The organism is Bacillus sp. SH7-1 (assembly GCF_008042405.1).
Taxonomy (GTDB): Bacteria; Bacillota; Bacilli; order Bacillales; family Bacillaceae_G; genus Bacillus_A; species Bacillus_A thuringiensis_N.
In genome coordinates, this window is record NZ_QNUD01000009.1 from 492,259 (window position 1) to 514,732 (window position 22,474).

Consider the following 22,474-nt stretch of genomic DNA (forward strand, 5'->3'; position numbering starts at 1 on the left):
CCTCTTAAGTAAAGTATTGTATTTCTGCATCAGGAAAAAACTCATGTATATAACCTCTTATTGTTTCTTCCAATACTTCTGCATCATCTTTTTTATATACGTATTTTCCAATACCATATCGTCCCCATTTATATTTCCGCTTCTCTTCATCCATTTCAAGTTTCGTTTTCGGATAACGCTCTTGAATGACCTTTTTTGCCGGTTTTGTAAAGCGATGTTGAATTAATTCAAACGTTAAATTCGGTATCGACAAATCTTTTAGTGCATTGTACAGTCGTTCAAATAATTCACGGTATCCTTCTTCCCATCCTTCATGCATATAAAGTGGCGCAACTATAAAGCCAAGTGGATAACCAGCGCCTGCTACTTTACGTGCTGCTTCAATACGCTCTTCAAAGGGTGACGTCCCCGGTTCAAAATTTTTAATCACATACCGTGAATTAATACTAAACCTGAAACGAGTTTTCCCGTTATGTTTTGCATCTAACAAATGATCAACGTGCGAATATTTCGTAACGAAACGTAAACGCCCATGCTCACTTTCTCCAATAAATTCGATTGCCCGCTTTAATGCATGTGTTAAATGATCAATCCCAACGATATCTGATGTACAAGCAGCTTCAAATCTTGTTATGTCAGGTGCTCTTTCATCCATATATTGCTTTGCCTTCTCAAATATTTCATCAAGATTCACATACACGCGAACGTAAGGCTTACTCCCAAGTGTCGTTTGCAAATAGCAATAATGACAATGTCCCATACACCCTGTTGCGAGCGGAATCGCATATTCAGCTGACGGCTTTGACGTATCAAACTTTAATGTCTTTCTTACCCCAACGACAAGCGTTGCCTTTGCATTGCGATACTTTTGCAAATCATTTTCACCTGGTAAATTTCTAATTTGATTATGAGATGTCGTTTCACGAATTTCTAATCCCATCTTCGTAAACTTCTCATACAGCTCTTTTCCAAGTGGATATTCGAGTGCCTTCGGTTCAAAGTAAACAAGTTTTGGCATAAACGGTTTCATATACTTCCCTCCTCTCGTTAGTATGGGGAACGTAGAAAAATTAAAACGCATTAAAGTTTTCCACCTCAGTAACTTGCTTTGCAAGTTACTGAATGTTACAATTCGGATAACAGCTACCTTGCACAGCAAGTTACCTGAGTAAAAGGTGGTGAAATCATGCACAGCCAAATGTTAAAAGGTGTACTCGAAGGTTGCATCCTATACATCATTTCACAAGAAGAAGTGTACGGATATGAACTGAGTGCAAAATTAAATAAACACGGATTTACATTCGTAAGCGAAGGAAGCATATATCCGTTATTGTTACGTATGCAAAAAGAAAAATTGATTGAAGGAACATTAAAAGCCTCCTCACTCGGTCCAAAACGAAAATATTATCACGTAACCGATAAAGGATTAGAGCAGCTTGAAGAATTTAAACAAAGCTGGGGAATGGTTTCAACAACCGTAAACAACTTATTACAAGGGGAGTGATAGGGATGAAAGCGAAAGATTTAATCGAACTAAATAACCAAAAGCGTAAATTATTAACTACAGAAAATGAAACCGCCTATAGTGACATGTTAATATACATCCGCTTGGCTAAAGTGCCAGAATACCATGCGGAAGAACTGCTAATTGAAATTCTAGATCACCTTATTGAAGCGCAGCAAGAAGAAAAAACTGCTTATGATATTTTCGGCAACGACTTACAGGCATACTGTGACGAACTAATTGCTGCCCTACCGAAGCCAAGTTTATGGGAACAATTATCGATTCCTTTATTTATAACTAGTTATTTGTTAGCAATATACTTTGCTATTTCTTCCGTAATTGCATTGGTATTCCCCTTATTTTCAAATGAAACACGTTTTAAATTTGTACACATTGATTTCATTTACCTGCTTGTATTTATACTGTCCATACATCTCATCATACGTTTTGTTTTCGACTTTATTAACACTGATTTATTTAAAAATAAATCAACTATTTGGAGGCACATAGGCAGTTTTTTAATACGCCATATCCTATGGATACTATTAATCGGTATTTCCTTTTTATTTATTAAACAGCCCTATACTACATTACAAATCACACCTTGGATCGGCACTTTACTGGCCATCTCTTGTTATGCACTATATAAAGTCTTCTACAAAAAAGAATATTTAGTTTTTAAAAAGGAGTAAAGATATGATGACTGAAAAAGAAATGGTTAAGTTAAACAATAAAAAGAGAGAGTTATTAACAACTGAAAACGAAGCTGCTTATGGTGATATGCTTATTTATTTACGCCTTACTAGCGTTCCACAAAAACAAATGGAAGAATTACTTTTAGAAATATTGGATCATCTTTTAGAAGCGCAAGAAGACGGTAAAACCGCACATGACATTTTCGGAGAGGATTTAAAAGCTTACTGCGATGAATTAATTAACTCTTCGGAACATCAAAATTCTTTCCAACAAGCTGCCGTTATTGGGTTTGCAGTTAGTTTATTATTAGCTGTTCAAATTGGATATGATACATTCACTACTCTTATGCAAAAACTATTTTCAAATACAAACACTTCAGGAATTCCATTTAGTCTTCCCGGAACAATATTATCTGCTATCGTTTTAACAATTGGTGCTTTTATAACTTTGTCTTTATTTAGACGTTTCTCATTTACAATATTAGTTTCCTGGAAACAAAAAGCACTCCTCTTGATATCAGTATTTATACCTTTTGTCTTATCAGTTTTTGCAAACGTATTTTTCAAAACACAACCATACTTATTTTATAATTTGTCTATTTTGCAAGGTGCCCTTGTTACACTTTCTTTTTATATTTTGTACAAATTTTTATATAAAACATCTAATTTTTAACAGCCCTTCAAAAGGCTGTTTTTCTTCTGTCTAATTTTACAAATTGAAAAATTTCATAAAGAAAATAAGAAAAATGCAAAATAATTAAAGTTAATTGTTGACGTGATGCTTTTATTATCGGTATCATAAATCTTCGTGAGCAATTATTTTTCGTTATACGATTTTTTTATTATTACTGAATTTTTGAGAGGAGAAATTAGATGTCAGTTAAGAAGAAAACGCAAGTACGCACCGGCAAAATGGTACGTGAACTAATGTTAGCAGACGAAGATGTAAATGCTTCGCTAATTATGGTATATAGTGAAAACGGTGTAAACGCAGAAATTAAAATCGAGGGCTTAACGCCGAAATGTAACGAAGAATTATTTTTGAGCGGAAACGTGGATTGGAACAAGAGTGTTATTTATAAAATTGTTGATTTCACTGGAAACGCTGAAGTTGGTAAAGTTACATTAACAGCGATGAACAAAAATAATGTTTCTCTAGAGATAGAACGCGTTATGTGGAGTAAAGAAAATAAAGAGGCTGCTGAGCAAGAAGAAACAGTTGTAGAATCTACTCCGAAAAAAGAAGTAGTTGTAGAAGCTCCAAAAGCAGTTGCACCTGCTCCAAAGCCTGTTACGCGAGTAGAAACACCTGCCGCACCTAAACCTACTCCGGTACCAACGCCGAAGCCAGTAAGTGTAGAAGCAGCTGTAGAACTATCTACTCCAGCACCTGTGAAAAAAGCAGTACCAACTCCAGTTACAAAGCAAGAGACAGCACCGGTCGCTCCTGCGAAACCGAAGCAACCTGCTATGACTGAAACAAATTCAAAACTACAAGAAAATTATGTGAAACTCGTGAAAAAGACAATTGAAGTTTGTCAAGATTACGAGCTTGGCATCGACATAGATGATTCTATTGAAAGCTTAAAAAAAGAACTACAAAGCCAAGGTATTAGCGTTACATTTGACAAAGAAATTATGGACGTTGTAAATCGCCTTCGTTCTTTACAAGATAAAGGAATCAAAGTAGAAAAAGTACTTAATTTACTATAAAAAGTAAGAGGTGGCAATTGCCACCTCTTACTTTTTATAATTCCATTCCTTACTTTCATACTTCTCTTTTGCTAATGTTTGCACTTCATGTAATTGTTCTTCTGTTAATTCATACGGAACAAGCTCTACATCTAATCCTTTTTCAAACCCAACCTCAAACGCTTTAATTAACTGCTCGATTGTAAACGTACGGTCTGTTAATTCATTAATTGCTACCGCTTTAGAAGAGAACATACTCTTCATACGTTCTTTTACACGTTCATTCGGGAATAAAAACAAATCATATAACTCATCTAAATCTATTTCTAATGGAATCGACCCGTGCTGTAAAATAACGCCTTTTTGACGTGTTTGCGCACTACCTGCGATTTTTCTTCCTTCTACTACAATTTCATACCAAGACGGTGCATCAAAACATACGCCTGAACGTGGATTTTTTAAATTTTCACGGTCTGCTTCTGTTTTTGGAACTGCATAATACGCTTCTAACCCTAATGCTTTAAAACCATCTAGTAATCCTTGCGAAATAACACGATACGCTTCTGTAACTGTTTTTGGCATATTTGGATGCTCTTCAGACACAATAACACTGTACGTTAATTCTTTATCATGTAATACACCCCTGCCGCCTGTTTGACGACGAACGAATCCATATTTTTTTTCGTTAACTACATCCATATTAATATCTTTTTCAACACGCTGGAAATACCCGACTGTTAATGTTGGTACTTCCCATTCATAAAAACGAATTGTTGGTGGCATTTTCTTTTCACTTTGCCAATTTAATAAACATTCATCTAACGCCATATTAAATGCCGGTGAACATTGACCAGAGTTAATATAACACCATTTTTCTTTTCCCATCCTGCACCTCATATAACCAATTATTTTTCACATTCTCTAGTCTACCAAATTCGACAAAATTTGTGAAAGAATACGAAATTTCTTCTTATTATGCAAATGAATCTGTTGCATAAATACATATGGGCATTATAATATTGAAAGTAGGATAAGAAAAAAGGGAGCGATAGAATCGTGTCAACAACTTGGATTATTTTATTAGCCGTAATCGTAGCGTTCATCGGCTACACTGTATGGATGTATTTCTATCAGAAAAAATTAATTAAAACTCTTACAGAAGAAGAATTTCGTGCTGGCTACCGTAAAGCTCAGCTTATCGATATTCGCGAAGCAGACGAATATAATGCCGGGCATATTTTAGGCGCACGTAACATTCCGTTATCACAAATTCGCCTTCGCCATAAAGAACTTCGTCAAGATCAACCTGTTTACTTATACTGCCAAAGTGGATTCCGTACAGGTCGTGCAGCTCAATACTTAAAGAAACAAGGCTACAAAGATTTCTACCAATTACAAGGTGGATTCAAAACGTGGACTGGAAAAATTAAAAAGAAATAATAACATACAAAAACTAGCTGAATGATTCAGCTAGTTTTTTCATTCCATATTATTTGCAATGTATAATAAATTTTTCTTAATCACATCTTTATCATTCTCGTGTGCATTACGATACAAGAGCTGATATTCGAGTCCTTTCTCTCTCCATATAAGCGTAGCAAATTCGTCTCCTCGCTCGAAGTCATCCTTATTTTTAAAATAAGCCAATGCTCCATTATTCAATTTCATTCGTTCTTGAAATCGCTTCTCCTCCACGATATTCGGAAAACTATAAGGAAAGTTCGCAACATTTAACTCAATATACTCATTTCTACCTGGCTCCTGCTGTTTATATTTAATCATTACGACAGCCTTCTTTTTTCCAAGCGTTCTGACTTCCCCCTTCACATCACTCGTAATGTCATACGGTAAAAACGCCGGAACTTTAAATTTCACTGGAAAATATTTTGGAAGCTCCTTCAGCGGAATTGGATCCGTAACACGATCCATAGCTCCCCCTGTTGTTCCCACAAAGTTTTTTTCTTCTTGCATCGTTTGCTGAAACGAACATGAACTTAGTACTAGACTAGAAAACACGAAACAAATGATTCTTTTTTTCAATTTGTTTCCGTCCTTTCTTCATACCGCTCTCTTTATGAACGAGGCGTTAATGCCCGATTGGTGGAGGCTAATAATCCGCGGGGATGCCCCACTGATTAAAGTTTCAGTTTGTATGCTATTCATATTCGCTCCATTAACAAACTCCCCCTTTGAAAACTTTCCACGTTATTCTCACACATTCTGACAAAACTTTTTTGTAAATAAAAAAGGCCCTATCATTCTCACGCCCAAATAAAAAGGTTACGCGAATAAAAGGAAGCCTTATTTATAACATAGTTTGTGAAAAGCTTTTCAGGTCAAGATTTTTTCATTCTTATTATTTTCCCTTTATAATAAGGAGAGAGGTGATACATATGGCCAATATAAAACAAATTGCAAAAACCGCTGGTGTATCCATATCAACTGTTTCCCGCGTCCTTAATAATCACCCTTACGTAAAAGAAGAAAAACGTAAGCGTGTTCTAGATGCTGTTGAAGAATTGAACTATGCAAAAAATATAAATGCTATTCATTTAATAAAGGGAAAAACATATACGATCGGTGTAATGCTTCCTTTCATTAACCTTCCATACTTCAGTACCCTTATTGAAGGAATCGGAAACGAAGCGTTAGCTGCTGGATATCACATTAATTTATGTCAAACGAATTACGATAGCATTGAAGAAATTCGTGTTCTTGAAATGATGAAAATGAAGCAATTCGACGGAATGATTATCTGCTCTCGAACGAGTTCATGGGAACAAATTGAACCTTTCGCAAAATTTGCTCCTATTATTTCATGCGAAAAAATGAAGCATCCCCTCATTTCTTCTGTCTATGTAGATCATTATGAAGGCTTCCGTCTCGGCACCGCCTATTTACTCAGTAAAGGCCATGAAAAAATCGGGATTTGTTTAGCAAGAAAAACAAGTGTAAATTCTATGGAACGTGAAAAAGCGTTTGCTGATACACTTCGTACCGAAGGCAAAACGTTACATCCCGAATGGATTTTTCATCAATGCTATACAATGCAGGATGGTGCACAAGTACTCCATCGTATTGTAAACATGAAAAATCGTCCAACTGCTATTTTTACAGCGAACGACCAAGTTGCAGCTGGTTTATTAACAGAGGCTCGAAAACATGGCATTCGAGTACCTGAAGACCTTGCTATCCTTGGATTTGATAATCATGAAATTTCAAAGGCATTAGAAATTTCCACAATTGAACATCCCGGTCTCGCAATGGGCTCACATGCTTTTTCTTTATTCCATAAGCAGATCCAAAGCGAGCAAATTGTCGGCAGTGCAAAAGAGCTTTCATTCCATTTAATTGAGCGAGAGACTGTCTAAAAAGAGCGTTACCTATAACGCTCTTTTTCAGTTCTTTACCTATTGACTTTATATTTTCCATCTCATATAATAAACCTAACGAACGGTAGGTAGGGGATGAAAATGACAGCAAACCGCATTAAAGCTGTAGCACTTTCTCATTTCGCACGCTACGGCTACGAAGGAACTTCATTAGCAAATATTGCTCAAGAAGTTGGGATTAAAAAGCCATCGATTTACGCACACTTTAAAGGAAAAGAAGAGCTATATTTTATATGCTTAGAATCCGCTCTTCAAAAAGATTTACAAAGCTTCACTGACGATATCGAAAAATTTTCAAATTCGTCTACTGAAGAATTGCTCTTACAGTTACTAAAGGGCTACGCAAAACGATTTGGTGAAAGTGAAGAATCAATGTTTTGGTTACGAACTTCTTATTTTCCGCCTGATGCATTTCGCGAACAAATTATCGAAAAAGCGAATGCGCACATTGAAAACGTCGGAAAACTTTTATTCCCTATATTTAAACAGGCAAACGAGCAAAGTGAACTGCATAACATTGAAGTGAAAGACGCTCTAGAAGCTTTCCTATGCTTACTGGACGGACTTATGGTTGAACTACTATTTGCAGGTTTAAATCGCTTTGAGACTCGTTTAAACGCCTCTTGGCAAGTATTTTGGCGAGGCCTTTCAAACTGACGGATTGCTCCTTTGCAATGCGTCGTTTTTAAGCCCTTTACCTAACGACTGGTAGGAAGGAGAAATGACATATGGCATGGATTTATGTAATCATAGCTGGTATTATTGAAATCTTTTGGGTGATTGGACTAAAAAAAGCGGAGGCACCACTTGAATGGGCTGGTGTTGCGCTATTAATTACAATTAGTTTCGTTTTATTATTTAGAGCTTATAAAGATTTACCTGTCGGCACTGTATACGCCGTCTTTACAGGAATTGGAGCTGGTGGGATCGTTCTTACAGAAATTTTCATCTTCGGAGAACCTTTCTCTATTGTAAAAGTTTTATTAATCGGCTTAATCTTCTTCGGCGTAATTGGTTTAAAACGAGTAACAGAAGAAAAAGAAGCGAAGGAGGCCGCATAAAATGGCTTGGGTATTTTTAATTCTAGCTGGTATTTGTGAAATTATTGGTGTACTCTTTATGAAAGTAGCCACTGAAAAGAAAGGTTGGGCACCAAAAGTTATTTTAATCGCTAACTTCGGCGTAAGCTTCTTCTTCTTATCCCTTGCGATGAACACATTACCGATGGGAACTGCTTACGCGATTTGGACTGGAATCGGAACTGCCGGAAGTGCGCTTCTAGGTATTCTTATTTTCCGCGAATCAGCGGATTGGCGTCGTCTTGCTTTCTTAAGCTGCATTCTATGCGGCGCTGTTGGCTTAAAACTATTAAGCTAACGTGAGGTGAATGTCATGTGGAAAGAAAAAGGGAAGCAACTGTTAGCATGGATCACACTTAGTATCGTCATTCTATTACAAATCAGTTTTCACATAATAGAATCATTGTTTCATAAAATAGTATCCATTCTCACATTCCTTCCTAACATGACACTTGAAATTATATCAATTGTTTGGTCCATTATTGCCTCCATTGCAATCGTCATTATATGGAGTATCGCCAAACTATGGAATAAGTTATTTAAAAAGGACAGTTCTTCTGAAAAAGAGTAACTGTCCTTTTTTATATTCATTCAGACTTTCTGTAGAAGTTTGATGAGATAAGGCAAAGAAGACCAACTATGACAATACTTATACCAATTCCCTTATGCAAATTAGGAAATGGCGATGGTATATCTGAATAAAAATTTGCTAATATGAGACCGATTGAAACGAAAAGTACCCCTATTCTATATAACCACATTCTTTTGCTCATCCTTCTCCCTCCTAATTTGTTTCATACACTCCTTTCTTTTGGACATACTACCTAAAAAAGGAGTGGATAATATGCAAAATTCTATACATAAACAGATTCTATTTTTATTTTTCCTCTTTCTTATTCTCGTTATCGTTTTCAGCTTTATATTACATACTCCAAAAGATGTTGTACCGAGTAACCTCTCTGTTTATAAACTTTTACTTTCCTATTGTCGTTATTGAAGAAGGTGCCTTTTATAGGGCACCTTTTAAAATTCTCTTTTTTCATATAGCTTTACCGAAGCAAGTACAGATAAAAGAAACATACAAATTGAACAAATTAACAATACTCCATTATGTAAATGAATTTGTTCTATGTTGATTTGAAAGAACATTTCTACAATAACAATCGGCGCCATTAGTATAAAAAGCGTAATAAAAATAGATTTTTTATATCCTAGCCAAAACGATATTGGTAAGACAAGACTTAAATATATAAAAACAAAGGCAGTAATCGTAACTACTGTTGTCGTTATAAATTCAAAAGTTCCACCTTCAAACTGATTGATTACTAAAGGGCTAGACACTATTATACTTATAATAAAAACAATAAGTGCCATTATGTATTTAGCTACTACAATTTCTTTTTTTGCTAGCGGTAAACTATTTAACATTACTTCACTATCATATTTTTTATCATCATTAAATGTTTTTAAAATTGCTATAACTGGAATTATAGCTGAGATAATTACGTAAAAGCTTTTAATATCTGTTAATGTCATATACAAGAAAAGAGGGTATATTAAGTACCATATTAAATGCTTCCATTGCATGATAAAATCTTTTATTATGAGTTGCCTCACGATTACTCCTCCCCTCATAAATCACGCTCATTATATAAGCTAACTGAAAGCAACATGGACATAATATACAAAAGAATGAGTCCTGCTATAAAACAAACATTTACGACTAGACTCGTACTCCAAGCATTCTCTACATCTAACCAGACATTACTTACAATCAGTCCACTCAAATACCCCAATGCAAGTCCGGCGAATGGAGCAATTTGTTTTGCACTGCTATATCCTACTGAGAATTCAATTGGGAGTACAATTATGCTACAAACAATCCCACCTGTTATACCTCCGAGAATTTCTCCCCACAGCATAAATCCAGTCATATATTCATTTTGTAGCTGTATTAAACCAACCATTAGTGAGAAACATCTACCTAGAGCAACTAAAATACTTACAAATATGTATTTTCCTATGACAATATCTTTACGGTCAAACGGTAAACTATTTACTATCATTTCACTTTTATTTTTCACCTCATAACTCATTGACAGTATTATGCCAAGCGCAGGTACAAACATGCTAAACGTCATCAAAAAACTATCACTACGAAAATCAACAATGAGCAGGAACAAGAAACATATAAGATAAACAAACCCTAACTTTCTTTGCATCATCATATCTTTTAAAACTAATTGCTTGATCATGTATTACACCTCCTAGTATGAAAATGCCCCTTCTATAACTCTACCTCCTGAAACATTTTCATTGAGAGAAACATTGATATGAATATACTCACTAATACTCCGATACCAAGAACACCCATTGCTTGTGTAGCCTCTTGAGAGTGAAGTACTTTTAACATAATTGTTTTATCACCAAAAATATTGCACATAAGGCCAATCATACCGATTAAAGGAAAAAGCATAATTAAATTCAAGACAGTAATAGCTTTATATCCTCCAATGTAATTAGCAGGTATCGTTACAATACAATAGATTAAAGTTGCTACTATCGCTGAAAACACTGCATATCCAGGCATAACTATATCTCTGTTCAATAAAATATTCCCTAATATTATGACTATAAAAGTTACACTCAAACCAGCTATAATAAATAATGTGCTTGAAATATATTTAGCTATAACTATCTCTTTTCTCGTTATAGGCAAACTCACTAATACTTTTTCTGTTTTACTTTTCTCCTCATGATAAAAAGAAATATAAATAATCGTACTACATGTTATAAATAATCCTATTGCAATCCCCATTGGTTCGACGGAATTCTTAAAAATAGATAAAATAGGGATTAAAAAATAAAAAGGAAACATCTTCTTCTGTAAAAAAAACTCCTTCAAAATCAACTGTTGCATATGAATTCTCCTCTCTATAAATCACGCGTTTCATAAATTTTAATTGTAAGAAGCATAGAAACGATATAGACACTAGCTAATATAATTCCTCCAATTATAAATACACCAATATGCACCGGATTCATAATCCACTCAATGAATGAAGGTGTTGTTTCATCCAATCCATCTCCTATGAATATCCAAGCAATTCCACCAACTACCATTGATGCTCCTGACACTATACTTCGTGCTATCTTTGACCTTGTAACATAATAACTAGGAAAGAATATTACAACAAAAAATATGGCGTAAACAGCTCCCTTTATTACTTCATGCCACGAAATCTCAATATACAGATTAGGGTGGTATGTACCGATATCACCAATAAAAGCGATACCTCTTATAAGAAAAACAACTAACATCGTAGAGAGCATGCTACCTACAATAAATATTGCACAGGAAATATATCTAGCAATTATGATATCCTTTCGGCTTACCGGTAAACTATTTATAATAATGTCACTGTTATTCCTTTCATCCATAAAGGTTAACGTCATAACGGAAGAAAGGGTTATAAATAGACAACTCATCGAAAATAACAATTTACCACTTGGATCTAACATAAATAATACAAGAGGCATAATTAGATTTACTAACCACGTTACCCGAAAAAAGAACAAATCTTTATATACGAGCTGAAGCATAGGCACTTCTCCCTTTCGCGGTGTAAACGATAATATCATCTAAGGTAGGCTTTTCTAGTACAACCTCATTTCCAAACCAATCTATAATTGCTTGTTTATCCTTCGCTAAACCTTCAAAACCAAATTTATTTTTTCGTAATCCAACAAATAGTTCTTTTCCTTCTCGATCTAATAAATCATTACTTCCTTTTACGATTATGTAGTTCTCCATTAAGTCTTCTTTTTCACCAGTAAATATAATTTCTCCATCGTTGATGAACGTAATATAATCTGCGATGCGCTCTAAATCTGTTGTAATGTGCGTAGAGAATAATACCGATACTTCATCTTCCATTACAATTTCTTGCAGCATATCAAGCAATTCACTTCGAACAACTGGATCTAATCCTGCTGTTGGTTCATCCATGATGATAAACTCTGCGTGGTGCGAGAGCGCGATGGCAATCGCAAATTTCATTTTCATCCCTTTTGATAGTTCTTTAATTTTTTTATACTTCGGAACTTGCAATCTATGCATATACGATTGATACTGCTCTTCGTCCCACTTTTTATATAACGGTGCAATAATACGCTTCATTTGTTCACACGTTAAATCTTCGTAATAATGATTTTCATCATATACAAAGCCGATATTTTGTTTTATTTCCTTCTCTGCTTTCTTATTGTCCTTTCCAAAAACTTTTATATCGCCGCTATCTTTTCTAATCAAATTCATAATCATTTTGATCGTCGTACTTTTCCCGGCCCCATTCGGTCCGACAAATCCCATAATATATCCGCGTGGTAATGTAAAACTTATATTTTTCACTGCAAAATCTTGATAGCTTTTACAAACGTTTTTTAGCTCTAACATTCCTTATTCCCCCTCATATAAAAACGCAATCATCTGCTGTAGATCTTCAAGTGAAAGCTGCAACGCTTTACTTTCATTCACTATCTCTTCCACTTTACTTTCCAATAGACGAAGCCTTTGTTCTTTTAGTAGTTCATTATTTTTACGTGAAACATAAGTCCCCTTCCCAGCAACAGTTTCTATATATCCTTCTTTTTCAAGCTCCTCGTACGCACGCTTCGTTGTAATTACACTAATTTGTAATTCCTTCGCTAAATTGCGAATAGACGGTAATTGATCTCCACCCTTTAAACCACCATTTAAAATAAGCTGGCTTAATTGTTTTCTTATTTGCACATAAATAGGGTCTTGGGAAGAATTCGAAATAATAATATTCATGTTTTCCTCCAGTGTGTGTATATACTGTATATACCTTATATATACAGTATATACACAACATCCTATTTTTGGCAAGAAAAAAAGACCAACATTTTCCTGTTGGTCTTTCGTATATGTATCACTTTTCAAAGCGATCTAACATCTCATCTCTCATTCCGAAACTCACTACCGCAATTCCTACATACATAAATAGAAGGAACGCCGGATGAACTGTGTTGTACCAAGTACTATCAACAATTAAATAAATCGTTAATGCCACAACAAGAACAAACGCTAAGATAAACATATAAAAGTGTCTTGTACTACCCATGATAAACTCCTCTCTTCTCACTTCACCATTCAACAGTATATTTTATCGAATAATTCGATATGACTCAAGGTTAACTTTCTGTTATGTAATCAAGTTCCACCTTTACAATGTCCTCACACGCTATTGAAATGATCGTTCCTTGCTTATCAATTGCCGTCACTTCTCTATTATCCATTACACGATGGGCTACTCTTTCTAGCACTTTTCCTTGGTCTCGGTAACAAAATTCTTTTACATCTTTAATCGTTTTTCCGTTTTCTAAATGGTATATCATTCTATAACACCGATATCCCACATTTCCACCCCCACCTTGCTCGTTTTTTCACATATACATAAAAATGAGTAATTTTCCCTCATCACATCTTCTTAATTTCAATAAAATTCTAACAAAAATAAATACTTTTATCAAACCGACTTTTTCAACAAAATCACCTATAAAACCGCTTCTTTACACCAATATGAAACAAAAAATATAAAATTTTAACATTTTCTTCACTACTTCTGCATAAAGTGAAACTTTAATCAGTGGGGATTTTGGTTCATCCCCACTGATTATTAGTTGAACCAATCGGACATTTACGGGCAGTTTATCTCCCACCTAACTTCTTTGCACCAGCCGAGTTTTGAGGTGGGAGCTTTACTGCCCGTTAATGCGGGACAAATTCTCCATACAAAAAAGAACTCGCACATAGCGAGTTCTTCCTTTGTTATTCTAATCAAACTTGTACAGGAGCTAGCTTTTCATAACGTAAAACTGGTTTACGAGCAGCCAATGTTTCATCCAAACGTTTAATTACCGTTGTATGCGGCGCTTCTTGTACAACTTCTGGATTTTCTTCTACTTCTTTAGCGATTTGAATCATCTTATCAATGAAACCGTCTAATGTTTCTTTTGATTCTGTTTCTGTCGGCTCAATCATAATACATTCTTCCACATTTAATGGGAAGTAAATTGTTGGTGGATGGTAACCGAAATCAAGCAGGCGTTTTGCGATATCTAATGTACGTACACCAAGTTTCTTTTGACGACGACCTGATAATACAAACTCATGCTTACAATGTCTATCGAATGGAAGATCATAGAATGGTGCTAATCTTCTCATCATATAGTTCGCATTTAATACCGCATACTCCGTTACTGCACGTAGTCCATCTGGACCCATAGAACGAATATATGTGTATGCACGAACGTTAATTCCGAAGTTACCATAGAATGGTTTTACGCGCCCAATTGCTTCTGGACGATCATAGTTAAAGTGATAGCCATTTTCCGTTTTCTCTAAAATTGGTTTTGGTAAGTACGGAATTAAATCAGCTTTCACACCTACTGGACCAGAACCTGGGCCACCGCCGCCGTGAGGACCTGTAAATGTTTTATGAAGGTTTAAATGCACAACGTCAAATCCCATATCTCCTGGGCGCGCTTGGCTTAATACTGCATTTAAGTTTGCACCATCATAGTATAATTTACCGCCTGCGTTATGGACGATTTCTGCCATTTCTAAAATATTTTCTTCGAATAGACCTAATGTATTAGGATTTGTTAACATAAGTGCTGCTGTTTCTTCGTTTACAACACGTTTTAAATCTTCTAAGTCAACAAGACCATTTTCATTTGATTTTACTGTAATTGTTTCAAAACCAGCTACAGTTGCAGATGCTGGATTCGTTCCGTGAGCAGAGTCAGGCACAATTACTTTCGTACGGTTAAAGTCACCATTTGCTTCATGGTATGCACGAATTAACATTAAGCCTGTCCATTCTCCGTGTGCACCAGCTGCTGGTTGTAAAGTAACAGTATCCATACCTGTAATTTCGATTAAATGCTCTTGTAAGTCGTACATTAATTCCATTGCACCTTGTACTGTCTTTTCATCTTGAAGTGGATGAATATTTGCAAATCCTGCGAAACGAGCTACACTCTCATTAATTTTCGGATTATATTTCATCGTACAAGATCCAAGTGGATAGAATCCAGAATCAACGCCGTGATTACGGTTTGAAAGTGCTGTATAGTGGCGCATAATATCAAGTTCAGATACTTCTGGTAGCTCTGCATCTTCTACTCGAATATAATCGCTCTCAAACACATCTTCTAGTTTCACTTCTTCTACATCTAATTTGGGTAAGCTATATCCTACGCGGCCTTCTTTCGTCACTTCAAAAATAAGTGCTTGGTCTTGGTTCTTCATTGGATAGCCCCCATTTCATTTACAAGTGTGTCAATTTCTTCTTTTGTACGAAGCTCAGTTACTGCTAAAAGCATATGATTATCAAATTCTTTATAGTCACGACCTAGATCGTAACCACCGATAATATTCTTTTGTAGTAATGCGTCGTTTACTTCTTTTACTGGACGTTTGCAATCTACAACGAACTCATTGAAGAATGGTCCAGCAAATGTTACTGTGAAGCCTTTCGCATCGAATTGACGTTTTGCGTATTGTGCTTTAGAAATGTTTTGACGTGCCATTTCTTTCACACCTTGTTTTCCAAGTGCTGTCATTGCAACAGAAGCTGCTAACGCATTTAACGCTTGGTTTGAACAAATATTAGATGTCGCTTTATCACGACGAATATGCTGTTCACGTGCTTGTAACGTTAATACAAACCCACGTTTACCATCTGAATCTACAGTTTGTCCAACAAGACGTCCTGGAATTTTACGCATAAATGCTTTCGTTGTTGCAAAGTAACCACAGTGTGGTCCACCAAACTGCGTTGGGATACCAAATGGTTGTGCATCACCGATTACAACATCAGCACCAAATTTTCCTGGTGGTGTTAATGCGCCTAATGATAATGGATTTGAAGAAACGATAAATAATGATTTTTGTTGATGAACGATTTTTTCAATATCAGCTAATTTTTCAACTTGTCCGAAGAAGTTTGGATATTGAACGATTACACAAGCAACTGTATCATCTACTTCACTTTGTAATACGTCTAAATCTGTTACACCATCTTTATGATTAATTTCAACAACTTCAAGATGTTGACCTTTTGCATACGTTTCAAGTACTGCTCTTGATTCCGGGTGCACTGCACTAGATACAAGAATTTTCTTTTTGCGAGTATGGCCAGCCGCTAGCATTGCCGCTTCAGCTAAAGCTGTACCACCGTCGTACATAGAAGAGTTTGCTACATCCATTCCTGTTAACTCACAAATCATTGTTTGGAATTCAAAGATTGCTTGTAATTCCCCTTGTGAAATTTCTGGTTGGTATGGCGTGTAAGCTGTATAAAATTCTGAGCGAGAGATAACATGATCTACAATTACTGGAGCGTAATGATCGTATACGCCTGCCCCTAAGAAAGAAGCGTATTCTTTTAAGTTAGCATTTTTACTAGCCATTTGAGATAGCTCTTTTAAAAGCTCTGGCTCCGATTTTGCTTCTTTAATTTTTAAATCCCCTTTAAAACGAACACTCTCTGGAATATCAGAGAATAACTCATCGATCGTTTGAACGCCGATCGTTTGTAACATTTCTTTTTTGTCTTCTTCTGTCATTGGAAGATAACGATGCAACATGAAATCTACCCCTCTCCCCGTTACTTTGAACGTTTATAAAATGGTGTTGGAACAACTACTGCCTTGACGCGTTTATTACGAATTTCAATTTCTACTTCTGTATCAACTGCTGCGTATTTTACATCAATTAGTGCTAAACCAATGCTTTTCTTTAACGTTGGAGATTGTGTACCACTCGTTACTTCCCCGATTTTTTCTTCGCCAATAAATACAGGGTAATGTGTACGAGGAATTCCACGTTCAATTACTTCGATGCCGACTAATTTACGAGGCGCACCGTTTTCTTTTTGCTCTTTTAACGTTTCTTTTCCAAAGAAGTCTGCTTCTTTATTTGGTTTTACCGCAAAGCCAATTCCAGCTTCAATCGGTGTAATATCTTTTGATAGTTCTTGTCCATAAAGTGGTAACGTTGCTTCAAAGCGAAGTGTATCACGAGCACCTAAACCACATGCTTTTAAGCCATCTTCTGCTCCCACTTCAAGCAATTTCTCCCAAAGTTTCGCAGCGTCTTCACTCTTACAGTAAATCTCGAATCCATCTTCACCTGTGTAACCTGTACGAGATACAAGTGCAGGAATTCCATCTACAAGAATATCGTTTTTAAATTTAAAGAACTTAATTTCTTTCAAATCTTCTGACACAACTTTTTGTAAAATGCCTTCTGCTTTTGGACCTTGAATTGCAAGCTGTGCAACTTCACTAGAAACATTGACTACTGTCGTATCGCCAATTACATGGCTAGCTAACCATTCGTAATCTTTCTCGATATTTGATGCATTGATTACTAATAAATAGTCTTCTTCACCACGTTTGTAGATTAATAAATCATCTACTGTACCACCATTTTCGTAGCACATAGCTGTATATTGTGCGCCTCCTACCTTTAAGGTAGATACGTCATTTGTAACAACACGTTGTAAAAATGCTAAACTATCTACACCTTTTACCTCAACTTCTCCCATATGAGACACATCGAACAAACCTGCCGCTGTACGTACAGCTTCATGTTCTTCTTTAATGCTTGAAAATTGAACTGGTAACTCCCAACCACCGAAGTCGATTGTTTTCCCACCATACTTCGCGTATACATCAAATAACGGTGTACGTTGTAATGTAATCATGCTCTCTCCCCCTTATGCTCTGACAAATCAATAAAAGTTGTTTCCCTTATCTAAACATTTTCACTCTGAAAAGATAGGATATACGGAATCTCATTACATTTTTTTATGAAAGCGTAAATAAAAAATCACTTTCTTGGATAAAATACGAAAGATTCCATACATTTCACACCATTATCCTAACATTATTCGCTATATTTCATCAATATTCTAGCATAAAAAATAATTTAGAATTTTTTATTCTTAATCTTATTAAATACAACTTTCAAAATTTAGCCCTTTATCTTTGCCTATTCTTTAACTTTTAGTATGTGTAATAGCGCCTTGTTACAAGGCTTATATAATAAAGATTTTTTCATAATTACTTTAGTTTATAAAAGGTGGGAGAGTCATAATGAATGTCGATATTTCCGTAGATCGGACGTGGCAAAACAATTTTTTAAATAGAATTGACGAAGATGGCCCTTGGACAAACTGGGATTTATATCATTTAGCTTATGAAACAGAAAAATCGTTACTTGTTCCTACTTTCGATGGACTACAAGCACCGAAACATTTATCCCATTTCACACCGCTTCCTCATCAATTAGAAGTCGCTCAAAATGTTATTGAACAAATGAATGGTAAAGCGATTCTAGCAGATGAAGTAGGGCTTGGAAAAACGATTGAAGCTGGACTTATTTTAAAAGAATATATGGTCCGCGGACTTGTGAAAAAAGTACTTATACTCGTCCCAGCCTCTCTCGTGTCACAGTGGGCATATGAACTAAATACAAAGTTTTTCATTCCAGCTGTAGCCCAAAAGAAAAGCTACTCGTGGGAACAAGCCGATGTGATTGTATCATCAATTGATACTGCGAAACGTTCACCACATCGTGATATCGTTTTGAACTTAGAATACGATCTTATTATTATCGATGAAGCACATAAACTTAAAAATAATAAAACAAAAAACTATGAATTTGCACAACGATTAAAAAAGAAATTTTGTTTATTATTAACTGCTACTCCTGTTCAAAATAAGATTGATGAAATTTTCAACCTCGTTTCTTTATTAAAGCCAGGACATTTAGGCAATCAGTCCAACTTTGAAGAATATTACGCTTCAAAAAATCGTTCAGCCGAATCAGATGAAGATTTAAAAGCTCTTATTAACAAAGTGATGGTCCGAAATCGACGTCATAATACTGGAATTGATTGGCCAAAAAGACATGTACGCACAATTTTTGTTGAGTTTAATGAAGAAGAGCAAGCTTTGTATAACGATATTGAAAATTGGCGAGGACAAGATGCCTTCACATCCGGTTTCTCATCATTAACTTTAAAACGGGAAGCATGTAGTAGTCGTGAGGCTGTTTACTATTCATTAAAAAAACATGTAGAAAAGCGACAGAAGGAAAATGAACATTACATAAAGGATCCGCATATTGATGTGCTAATGGACAAAATTAATCATATTCCGTTTAACTCAAAAGCAAATAAAGCGCTAGAGCTTATAAAAGAAATTGACGATAAAGTCGTTATCTTCACGGAATATAGAGCATCACAAATGTACTTACAATGGTTTTTACAACAACACGGTATTTCTTCCGTCCCATTCCGCGGCGGATTTAAACGGGGGAAGAAGGATTGGATGAAGGAACTTTTCCAAAATCATGCGCAAGTGCTAATCGCAACGGAAGCTGGTGGTGAAGGAATTAACTTACAATTTTGTAGCCATATGATCAATTACGATTTACCATGGAACCCAATGCGCCTTGAACAAAGAATTGGACGTATTCACCGTCTTGGTCAAAAGAATGATGTTCATATTTATAACTTAGCTACAAAACACACTGTTGAAGAACATATTTTGAAACTGCTATATGAAAAAATCAATTTATTTGAGCGTGTGATCGGGGAACTTGATGAAATTTTAACGAGAATTAATATGAAAAACATCGATGCACACATTCAAGACATATTTGCGCAATCAAAAAGCGAAGGAGAAATCCGAATTAAGATGGAAAACTTAACATCTATTATCGACTTTGCGAAACGAAATGAAGCTGAGGTGCAAGGCTATGCAGCAACATGAAATTCATAATTACTTATACAATTTTTTTGAGGCGAATAACTGTGAAATTTTAGAACGTTCCCCTCATCTATTGGATGTGCAGTTAACAATTGAGATGGATAAATTATTAATGAACCGTCCTTTTTATTGGCACTATCTTGAGAAAACAGGAGGCGTACCGAATCCGATGCGCCTTACTCTCATTACAAATCCAGAAAATGAAGAAAACGATGGCGAGCTTATTCACTACGGTTCACCACGTCTTCATCAAATTTTCCAAACGACAAAAGAATTAGGATCTTACATACGTTTATATGAGGACGTACGGCATAGCGGGGCGACACATACACCGCTCCATCCGTGGCTCGGTGTAAATATTAAAGTTTCCTATCAATGTGATCGAAAAAAAGACATCCTTCACTCCATTGGGATTCATCTCATTTCCGGCACAATGATGGCAAACTTTCATGAAACATTAGCTAAAATTAAACTTACACCGAAAATACCTGATTTTTGTTTTACGCTCTCGCCTATCATTAAACCGCAAAGCGGTTTACAACGTATAGAGGACGCTTTAAAGAATATAATTGCGGAAGATGACCATACGTGGGCGAAAGAAGCAAGAGTGCGCTGGAATCACGATTTAGATCTTTTAAATCGTTTTTATGAAGAAAGTGATGAACTTCCTGAAAGCTATGAAATTGAAAAACAAGCCTTGCAAGAACAGTATGAACCCCGTATTACAGTGCAAATTATTAACGGTGGACTTTTTTATGTTACCGCTAATCATTTTCTATCTTAAAAAGCTCCTTCTGTTTTAGAAGGAGCTTTTTTGAGTTATCCTCTATCGCCATTACGCTCTTGTTGTTTTTGTTTTGCCATACGTTTTTGATATGCACGATCCTTTGCACTCACGTGATTTGCATCAGTTGGAAGATTTTCTTTTGAACGACCAATTCCATTGCTCATCTTTTCCCCTCCTTTTTTATACACTTTAAAATACACTCTTATTTTCCGCTAGATGCACCATCCTTATACAAAAATAAGAGTAGCCAATGGCTACTCTTACTCACTCACATATTTTTGAAACATATCATGGATGCCTTTATTTACAAGGTTCGAGATCTGTTCGTCAGATTTATTCGGATAACGATCACGCAATCTGATAGATGCCTTCACCATTAAATTTTCTAATACAGAACGGCCACCTTCTCCATAAATAATTTCAGCATATTTAACAAGCCTTCCATCCTCTACTGTTGCTGGATTATGATTGAAGAAAAATTTACTCATTGTCTCCACCTCTCTCTTTTGATAACGTTTACATTTATATAGATTATTTATGTTATTTATTTCACAATATTGTATGCATGTATATTTAATTAGTTTCATTATAAAGCAACATATCGATAGTAAATATGTGATTTTCCGTCCATTTTGTGAACAAACTAAGAATGAAAGCGTTTCCTTTATTATATACTAAAAAAACTTACTACGCTAGGGGCAATTTTCCCAATCTACTAATCATATACTTTTTCTTTTTTCATTAAACCTTATACAATTTTCAGAAATTATATTATAAAATATATGTATGACTTAAGGAGGCTGTATATGAATCAAAATAAAAAAGCTATATTAGATCTTGTCTTTTATCTCGTAATCCCATTCCTCATTTGGAAATTTGCAAAACCTTATATCGATCCTTATTACGCGATGTTACTTTCCTCTGTCCCAGGAATTATTTATACACTGTACACCTTTAAAAAAGAAAAGCAGTTTAACGTGACAGGATTCTTTATTTTAATTACACTCATTTCTAATACAACGGTAGATTTATTATCCGGATCAGCTGAACGAATGCTGTGGAACGATGCGTATTATCACATCGTACTCGGCATTATCGTCATATGTACAATATTTATAAAAAAACCACTTATGTTATATTTCGCAGCAGATATTGCCGCATTGCAAGGCCATGACCGTGATAAAAGTCGTGAACTATATCGTGATAGTCGTATCTATCCAGCACTACAATATTTAACACTATTTTTCGGGCTGCAATTCATATTAAAAAGCTTCTTAAAAATTTATTTCATCTCTGTTTTCGGTGTAGATGGCTACGGTGAAATGAGAGCGATTATGACTGCTGTCGGCTGGGGCATTTCTATTTGTATCGGCATAGGGTTCGTATGGGTAAACAATAAAATACATGCTGTTACAGAAGAAAAAGAATCCGTACAGTAAATACAAATCCCCTAGTAG

Annotated in this window: 31 protein-coding genes; 14 read left to right on the plus strand and 17 right to left on the minus strand. The window is 35.5% G+C overall.

Annotated elements, in window-relative coordinates:
- Window positions 1-4: 4 nt before the first annotated feature.
- Window positions 5-1,030, minus strand: a complete 1,026-nt coding sequence (splB, locus tag DN390_RS11620) for a spore photoproduct lyase (protein ID WP_370513472.1) — start codon at window positions 1,028-1,030, stop codon at window positions 5-7.
- A 156-nt stretch (window positions 1,031-1,186) separates the two neighbouring features.
- Between splB and DN390_RS11625 the strand changes: the two genes are divergently transcribed.
- From DN390_RS11625 to DN390_RS11640, 4 genes are all read left to right on the plus strand, one after another.
- On the plus strand, window positions 1,187-1,504 hold the full coding sequence (locus DN390_RS11625; RefSeq protein WP_065703198.1) for a PadR family transcriptional regulator: 318 nt from the start codon (window positions 1,187-1,189) through the stop codon (window positions 1,502-1,504).
- A 5-nt stretch (window positions 1,505-1,509) separates the two neighbouring features.
- Window positions 1,510-2,196, plus strand: coding sequence for a DUF1129 family protein (locus DN390_RS11630; protein ID WP_147807377.1), 687 nt, complete (start codon window positions 1,510-1,512; stop codon window positions 2,194-2,196).
- A gap of 7 nt (window positions 2,197-2,203) precedes the next feature.
- Window positions 2,204-2,872, plus strand: a complete 669-nt coding sequence (locus DN390_RS11635; protein ID WP_147807378.1) for a DUF1048 domain-containing protein — start codon at window positions 2,204-2,206, stop codon at window positions 2,870-2,872.
- A 200-nt stretch (window positions 2,873-3,072) separates the two neighbouring features.
- A complete protein-coding gene (locus tag DN390_RS11640) occupies window positions 3,073-3,912 on the plus strand; it encodes a hypothetical protein (RefSeq protein WP_147807379.1) in 840 nt (279 codons plus the stop codon).
- 27 nt (window positions 3,913-3,939) lie between these two features.
- Here DN390_RS11640 and DN390_RS11645 read toward each other — a convergent pair whose 3' ends face one another.
- The gene (locus DN390_RS11645; RefSeq protein ID WP_147807380.1) at window positions 3,940-4,776 is read right to left on the minus strand and encodes a lipoate--protein ligase family protein; all 837 of its coding nucleotides are present in this window, start codon (window positions 4,774-4,776) and stop codon (window positions 3,940-3,942) included.
- A 171-nt stretch (window positions 4,777-4,947) separates the two neighbouring features.
- Here DN390_RS11645 and DN390_RS11650 point away from each other — a divergent pair, with 171 nt between their 5' ends.
- Entirely contained in the window at window positions 4,948-5,331 is a 384-nt protein-coding gene (locus DN390_RS11650; protein ID WP_060632246.1) for a rhodanese-like domain-containing protein, read from the plus strand.
- A gap of 39 nt (window positions 5,332-5,370) precedes the next feature.
- Here the strand turns inward: DN390_RS11650 and DN390_RS11655 are convergent, their stop codons facing one another.
- Complete coding sequence (locus tag DN390_RS11655; RefSeq protein WP_147807395.1) at window positions 5,371-5,907, minus strand: DNA polymerase III subunit delta; 537 nt, start codon at window positions 5,905-5,907, stop codon at window positions 5,371-5,373.
- 377 nt (window positions 5,908-6,284) lie between these two features.
- Here DN390_RS11655 and DN390_RS11660 point away from each other — a divergent pair, with 377 nt between their 5' ends.
- The 5 genes from DN390_RS11660 to DN390_RS11680 all read left to right on the plus strand — a co-directional run bounded on the left by DN390_RS11660 (window position 6,285) and on the right by DN390_RS11680 (window position 8,933).
- Entirely contained in the window at window positions 6,285-7,262 is a 978-nt protein-coding gene (locus tag DN390_RS11660; protein WP_147807381.1) for a LacI family DNA-binding transcriptional regulator, read from the plus strand.
- Between the two features lie 96 nt (window positions 7,263-7,358).
- The gene (locus tag DN390_RS11665; RefSeq protein WP_002181118.1) at window positions 7,359-7,940 is read left to right on the plus strand and encodes a TetR/AcrR family transcriptional regulator; all 582 of its coding nucleotides are present in this window, start codon (window positions 7,359-7,361) and stop codon (window positions 7,938-7,940) included.
- Window positions 7,941-8,011: 71 nt separating this feature from the next.
- The gene (locus DN390_RS11670) at window positions 8,012-8,344 is read left to right on the plus strand and encodes a DMT family transporter (RefSeq protein ID WP_000312339.1); all 333 of its coding nucleotides are present in this window, start codon (window positions 8,012-8,014) and stop codon (window positions 8,342-8,344) included.
- A 1-nt stretch (window position 8,345) separates the two neighbouring features.
- Window positions 8,346-8,660, plus strand: coding sequence for a DMT family transporter (locus DN390_RS11675; RefSeq protein ID WP_000312623.1), 315 nt, complete (start codon window positions 8,346-8,348; stop codon window positions 8,658-8,660).
- Between the two features lie 15 nt (window positions 8,661-8,675).
- Window positions 8,676-8,933 (plus strand): DUF3975 family protein, encoded by a 258-nt coding sequence (locus DN390_RS11680; protein ID WP_147807382.1) that lies wholly within the window; start codon window positions 8,676-8,678, stop codon window positions 8,931-8,933.
- A gap of 16 nt (window positions 8,934-8,949) precedes the next feature.
- Here the strand turns inward: DN390_RS11680 and DN390_RS11685 are convergent, their stop codons facing one another.
- From DN390_RS11685 to gcvT, 12 genes are all read right to left on the minus strand, one after another.
- Entirely contained in the window at window positions 8,950-9,135 is a 186-nt protein-coding gene (locus DN390_RS11685) for a hypothetical protein (RefSeq protein ID WP_147807383.1), read from the minus strand.
- Window positions 9,136-9,385: 250 nt separating this feature from the next.
- A complete protein-coding gene (locus tag DN390_RS11690; RefSeq protein ID WP_147807384.1) occupies window positions 9,386-9,979 on the minus strand; it encodes an ABC-2 transporter permease in 594 nt (197 codons plus the stop codon).
- A gap of 14 nt (window positions 9,980-9,993) precedes the next feature.
- Window positions 9,994-10,617: an ABC-2 transporter permease gene (locus DN390_RS11695; RefSeq protein ID WP_147807385.1), complete on the minus strand. Its 624-nt coding sequence runs from the start codon at window positions 10,615-10,617 to the stop codon at window positions 9,994-9,996.
- Window positions 10,618-10,649: 32 nt separating this feature from the next.
- Complete coding sequence (locus tag DN390_RS11700; RefSeq protein ID WP_147807386.1) at window positions 10,650-11,282, minus strand: ABC-2 transporter permease; 633 nt, start codon at window positions 11,280-11,282, stop codon at window positions 10,650-10,652.
- Between the two features lie 14 nt (window positions 11,283-11,296).
- Window positions 11,297-11,965 (minus strand): ABC-2 transporter permease, encoded by a 669-nt coding sequence (locus tag DN390_RS11705; RefSeq protein WP_147807387.1) that lies wholly within the window; start codon window positions 11,963-11,965, stop codon window positions 11,297-11,299.
- Entirely contained in the window at window positions 11,946-12,818 is an 873-nt protein-coding gene (locus DN390_RS11710) for an ABC transporter ATP-binding protein (protein WP_147807388.1), read from the minus strand. The genes DN390_RS11705 and DN390_RS11710 overlap by 20 nt, the downstream gene beginning before the upstream one ends.
- A gap of 3 nt (window positions 12,819-12,821) precedes the next feature.
- Window positions 12,822-13,196 carry a GntR family transcriptional regulator gene (locus tag DN390_RS11715; RefSeq protein WP_147807389.1) on the minus strand — a complete coding sequence of 125 codons (375 nt, stop codon included), beginning with the start codon at window positions 13,194-13,196 and terminating at the stop codon, window positions 12,822-12,824.
- A gap of 118 nt (window positions 13,197-13,314) precedes the next feature.
- Complete coding sequence (locus tag DN390_RS11720) at window positions 13,315-13,506, minus strand: hypothetical protein (RefSeq protein WP_000535935.1); 192 nt, start codon at window positions 13,504-13,506, stop codon at window positions 13,315-13,317.
- Window positions 13,507-13,576: 70 nt separating this feature from the next.
- Entirely contained in the window at window positions 13,577-13,780 is a 204-nt protein-coding gene (locus DN390_RS11725; RefSeq protein ID WP_000639160.1) for a DUF3929 family protein, read from the minus strand.
- Between the two features lie 442 nt (window positions 13,781-14,222).
- Window positions 14,223-15,698, minus strand: coding sequence for an aminomethyl-transferring glycine dehydrogenase subunit 2 (gene gcvPB, locus DN390_RS11735; RefSeq protein WP_016086298.1), 1,476 nt, complete (start codon window positions 15,696-15,698; stop codon window positions 14,223-14,225).
- Entirely contained in the window at window positions 15,695-17,038 is a 1,344-nt protein-coding gene (gene gcvPA, locus DN390_RS11740) for an aminomethyl-transferring glycine dehydrogenase subunit 1 (RefSeq protein ID WP_147807390.1), read from the minus strand. The genes gcvPB and gcvPA overlap by 4 nt, the downstream gene beginning before the upstream one ends.
- 20 nt (window positions 17,039-17,058) lie before the next feature.
- Entirely contained in the window at window positions 17,059-18,159 is a 1,101-nt protein-coding gene (gene gcvT / locus DN390_RS11745; protein ID WP_060632256.1) for a glycine cleavage system aminomethyltransferase GcvT, read from the minus strand.
- A 391-nt stretch (window positions 18,160-18,550) separates the two neighbouring features.
- On the opposite strand from gcvT, the gene DN390_RS11750 reads away from it, so the two are divergent.
- Together DN390_RS11750 and DN390_RS11755 are read left to right on the plus strand one after the other, a co-directional pair.
- Complete coding sequence (locus DN390_RS11750; protein WP_147807391.1) at window positions 18,551-20,233, plus strand: DEAD/DEAH box helicase; 1,683 nt, start codon at window positions 18,551-18,553, stop codon at window positions 20,231-20,233.
- Window positions 20,220-21,014, plus strand: a complete 795-nt coding sequence (locus DN390_RS11755; protein WP_060632258.1) for a YqhG family protein — start codon at window positions 20,220-20,222, stop codon at window positions 21,012-21,014. The genes DN390_RS11750 and DN390_RS11755 overlap by 14 nt, the downstream gene beginning before the upstream one ends.
- A gap of 35 nt (window positions 21,015-21,049) precedes the next feature.
- On the opposite strand, the gene DN390_RS31100 is transcribed toward DN390_RS11755, so the two are convergent.
- Both DN390_RS31100 and DN390_RS11760 read right to left on the minus strand, forming a co-directional pair.
- Entirely contained in the window at window positions 21,050-21,181 is a 132-nt protein-coding gene (locus tag DN390_RS31100; protein ID WP_000064669.1) for a hypothetical protein, read from the minus strand.
- Between the two features lie 96 nt (window positions 21,182-21,277).
- The gene (locus tag DN390_RS11760) at window positions 21,278-21,505 is read right to left on the minus strand and encodes a hypothetical protein (protein WP_000032702.1); all 228 of its coding nucleotides are present in this window, start codon (window positions 21,503-21,505) and stop codon (window positions 21,278-21,280) included.
- Between the two features lie 73 nt (window positions 21,506-21,578).
- Between DN390_RS11760 and DN390_RS11765 the strand changes: the two genes are divergently transcribed.
- The gene (locus tag DN390_RS11765; protein ID WP_003279814.1) at window positions 21,579-21,695 is read left to right on the plus strand and encodes a hypothetical protein; all 117 of its coding nucleotides are present in this window, start codon (window positions 21,579-21,581) and stop codon (window positions 21,693-21,695) included.
- Between the two features lie 128 nt (window positions 21,696-21,823).
- Window positions 21,824-22,456, plus strand: a complete 633-nt coding sequence (locus tag DN390_RS11770; RefSeq protein WP_001073110.1) for a VC0807 family protein — start codon at window positions 21,824-21,826, stop codon at window positions 22,454-22,456.
- Window positions 22,457-22,474 lie beyond the last annotated feature (18 nt).

What these genes read in the sequence shown, in the direction of transcription:
- DN390_RS31100 (WP_000064669.1), bottom strand. Translation starts at nt 21,181, where the DNA reads ATGAGCAATGGAATTGGTCGTTCAAAAGAAAATCTTCCAACTGATGCA.
- DN390_RS11680 (WP_147807382.1), top strand. Translation starts at nt 8,676, where the DNA reads ATGTGGAAAGAAAAAGGGAAGCAACTGTTAGCATGGATCACACTTAGT.
- DN390_RS11675 (WP_000312623.1), top strand. Translation starts at nt 8,346, where the DNA reads ATGGCTTGGGTATTTTTAATTCTAGCTGGTATTTGTGAAATTATTGGT.
- DN390_RS11685 (WP_147807383.1), bottom strand. Translation starts at nt 9,135, where the DNA reads ATGAGCAAAAGAATGTGGTTATATAGAATAGGGGTACTTTTCGTTTCA.
- DN390_RS11645 (WP_147807380.1), bottom strand. Translation starts at nt 4,776, where the DNA reads ATGGGAAAAGAAAAATGGTGTTATATTAACTCTGGTCAATGTTCACCG.
- DN390_RS11750 (WP_147807391.1), top strand. Translation starts at nt 18,551, where the DNA reads ATGAATGTCGATATTTCCGTAGATCGGACGTGGCAAAACAATTTTTTA.
- DN390_RS11770 (WP_001073110.1), top strand. Translation starts at nt 21,824, where the DNA reads ATGAATCAAAATAAAAAAGCTATATTAGATCTTGTCTTTTATCTCGTA.
- DN390_RS11630 (WP_147807377.1), top strand. Translation starts at nt 1,510, where the DNA reads ATGAAAGCGAAAGATTTAATCGAACTAAATAACCAAAAGCGTAAATTA.
- DN390_RS11635 (WP_147807378.1), top strand. Translation starts at nt 2,204, where the DNA reads ATGACTGAAAAAGAAATGGTTAAGTTAAACAATAAAAAGAGAGAGTTA.
- DN390_RS11715 (WP_147807389.1), bottom strand. Translation starts at nt 13,196, where the DNA reads ATGAATATTATTATTTCGAATTCTTCCCAAGACCCTATTTATGTGCAA.
- DN390_RS11695 (WP_147807385.1), bottom strand. Translation starts at nt 10,617, where the DNA reads ATGATCAAGCAATTAGTTTTAAAAGATATGATGATGCAAAGAAAGTTA.
- DN390_RS11705 (WP_147807387.1), bottom strand. Translation starts at nt 11,965, where the DNA reads ATGCTTCAGCTCGTATATAAAGATTTGTTCTTTTTTCGGGTAACGTGG.
- gcvPA (WP_147807390.1), bottom strand. Translation starts at nt 17,038, where the DNA reads ATGTTGCATCGTTATCTTCCAATGACAGAAGAAGACAAAAAAGAAATG.
- DN390_RS11725 (WP_000639160.1), bottom strand. Translation starts at nt 13,780, where the DNA reads ATGATATACCATTTAGAAAACGGAAAAACGATTAAAGATGTAAAAGAA.
- DN390_RS11670 (WP_000312339.1), top strand. Translation starts at nt 8,012, where the DNA reads ATGGCATGGATTTATGTAATCATAGCTGGTATTATTGAAATCTTTTGG.
- DN390_RS11710 (WP_147807388.1), bottom strand. Translation starts at nt 12,818, where the DNA reads ATGTTAGAGCTAAAAAACGTTTGTAAAAGCTATCAAGATTTTGCAGTG.
- DN390_RS11665 (WP_002181118.1), top strand. Translation starts at nt 7,359, where the DNA reads ATGAAAATGACAGCAAACCGCATTAAAGCTGTAGCACTTTCTCATTTC.
- splB (WP_370513472.1), bottom strand. Translation starts at nt 1,030, where the DNA reads ATGAAACCGTTTATGCCAAAACTTGTTTACTTTGAACCGAAGGCACTC.
- DN390_RS11760 (WP_000032702.1), bottom strand. Translation starts at nt 21,505, where the DNA reads ATGAGTAAATTTTTCTTCAATCATAATCCAGCAACAGTAGAGGATGGA.
- DN390_RS11720 (WP_000535935.1), bottom strand. Translation starts at nt 13,506, where the DNA reads ATGGGTAGTACAAGACACTTTTATATGTTTATCTTAGCGTTTGTTCTT.
- DN390_RS11640 (WP_147807379.1), top strand. Translation starts at nt 3,073, where the DNA reads ATGTCAGTTAAGAAGAAAACGCAAGTACGCACCGGCAAAATGGTACGT.
- DN390_RS11765 (WP_003279814.1), top strand. Translation starts at nt 21,579, where the DNA reads ATGCATGTATATTTAATTAGTTTCATTATAAAGCAACATATCGATAGT.
- DN390_RS11660 (WP_147807381.1), top strand. Translation starts at nt 6,285, where the DNA reads ATGGCCAATATAAAACAAATTGCAAAAACCGCTGGTGTATCCATATCA.
- DN390_RS11755 (WP_060632258.1), top strand. Translation starts at nt 20,220, where the DNA reads ATGCAGCAACATGAAATTCATAATTACTTATACAATTTTTTTGAGGCG.
- DN390_RS11625 (WP_065703198.1), top strand. Translation starts at nt 1,187, where the DNA reads ATGCACAGCCAAATGTTAAAAGGTGTACTCGAAGGTTGCATCCTATAC.
- gcvPB (WP_016086298.1), bottom strand. Translation starts at nt 15,698, where the DNA reads ATGAAGAACCAAGACCAAGCACTTATTTTTGAAGTGACGAAAGAAGGC.
- gcvT (WP_060632256.1), bottom strand. Translation starts at nt 18,159, where the DNA reads ATGATTACATTACAACGTACACCGTTATTTGATGTATACGCGAAGTAT.
- DN390_RS11700 (WP_147807386.1), bottom strand. Translation starts at nt 11,282, where the DNA reads ATGCAACAGTTGATTTTGAAGGAGTTTTTTTTACAGAAGAAGATGTTT.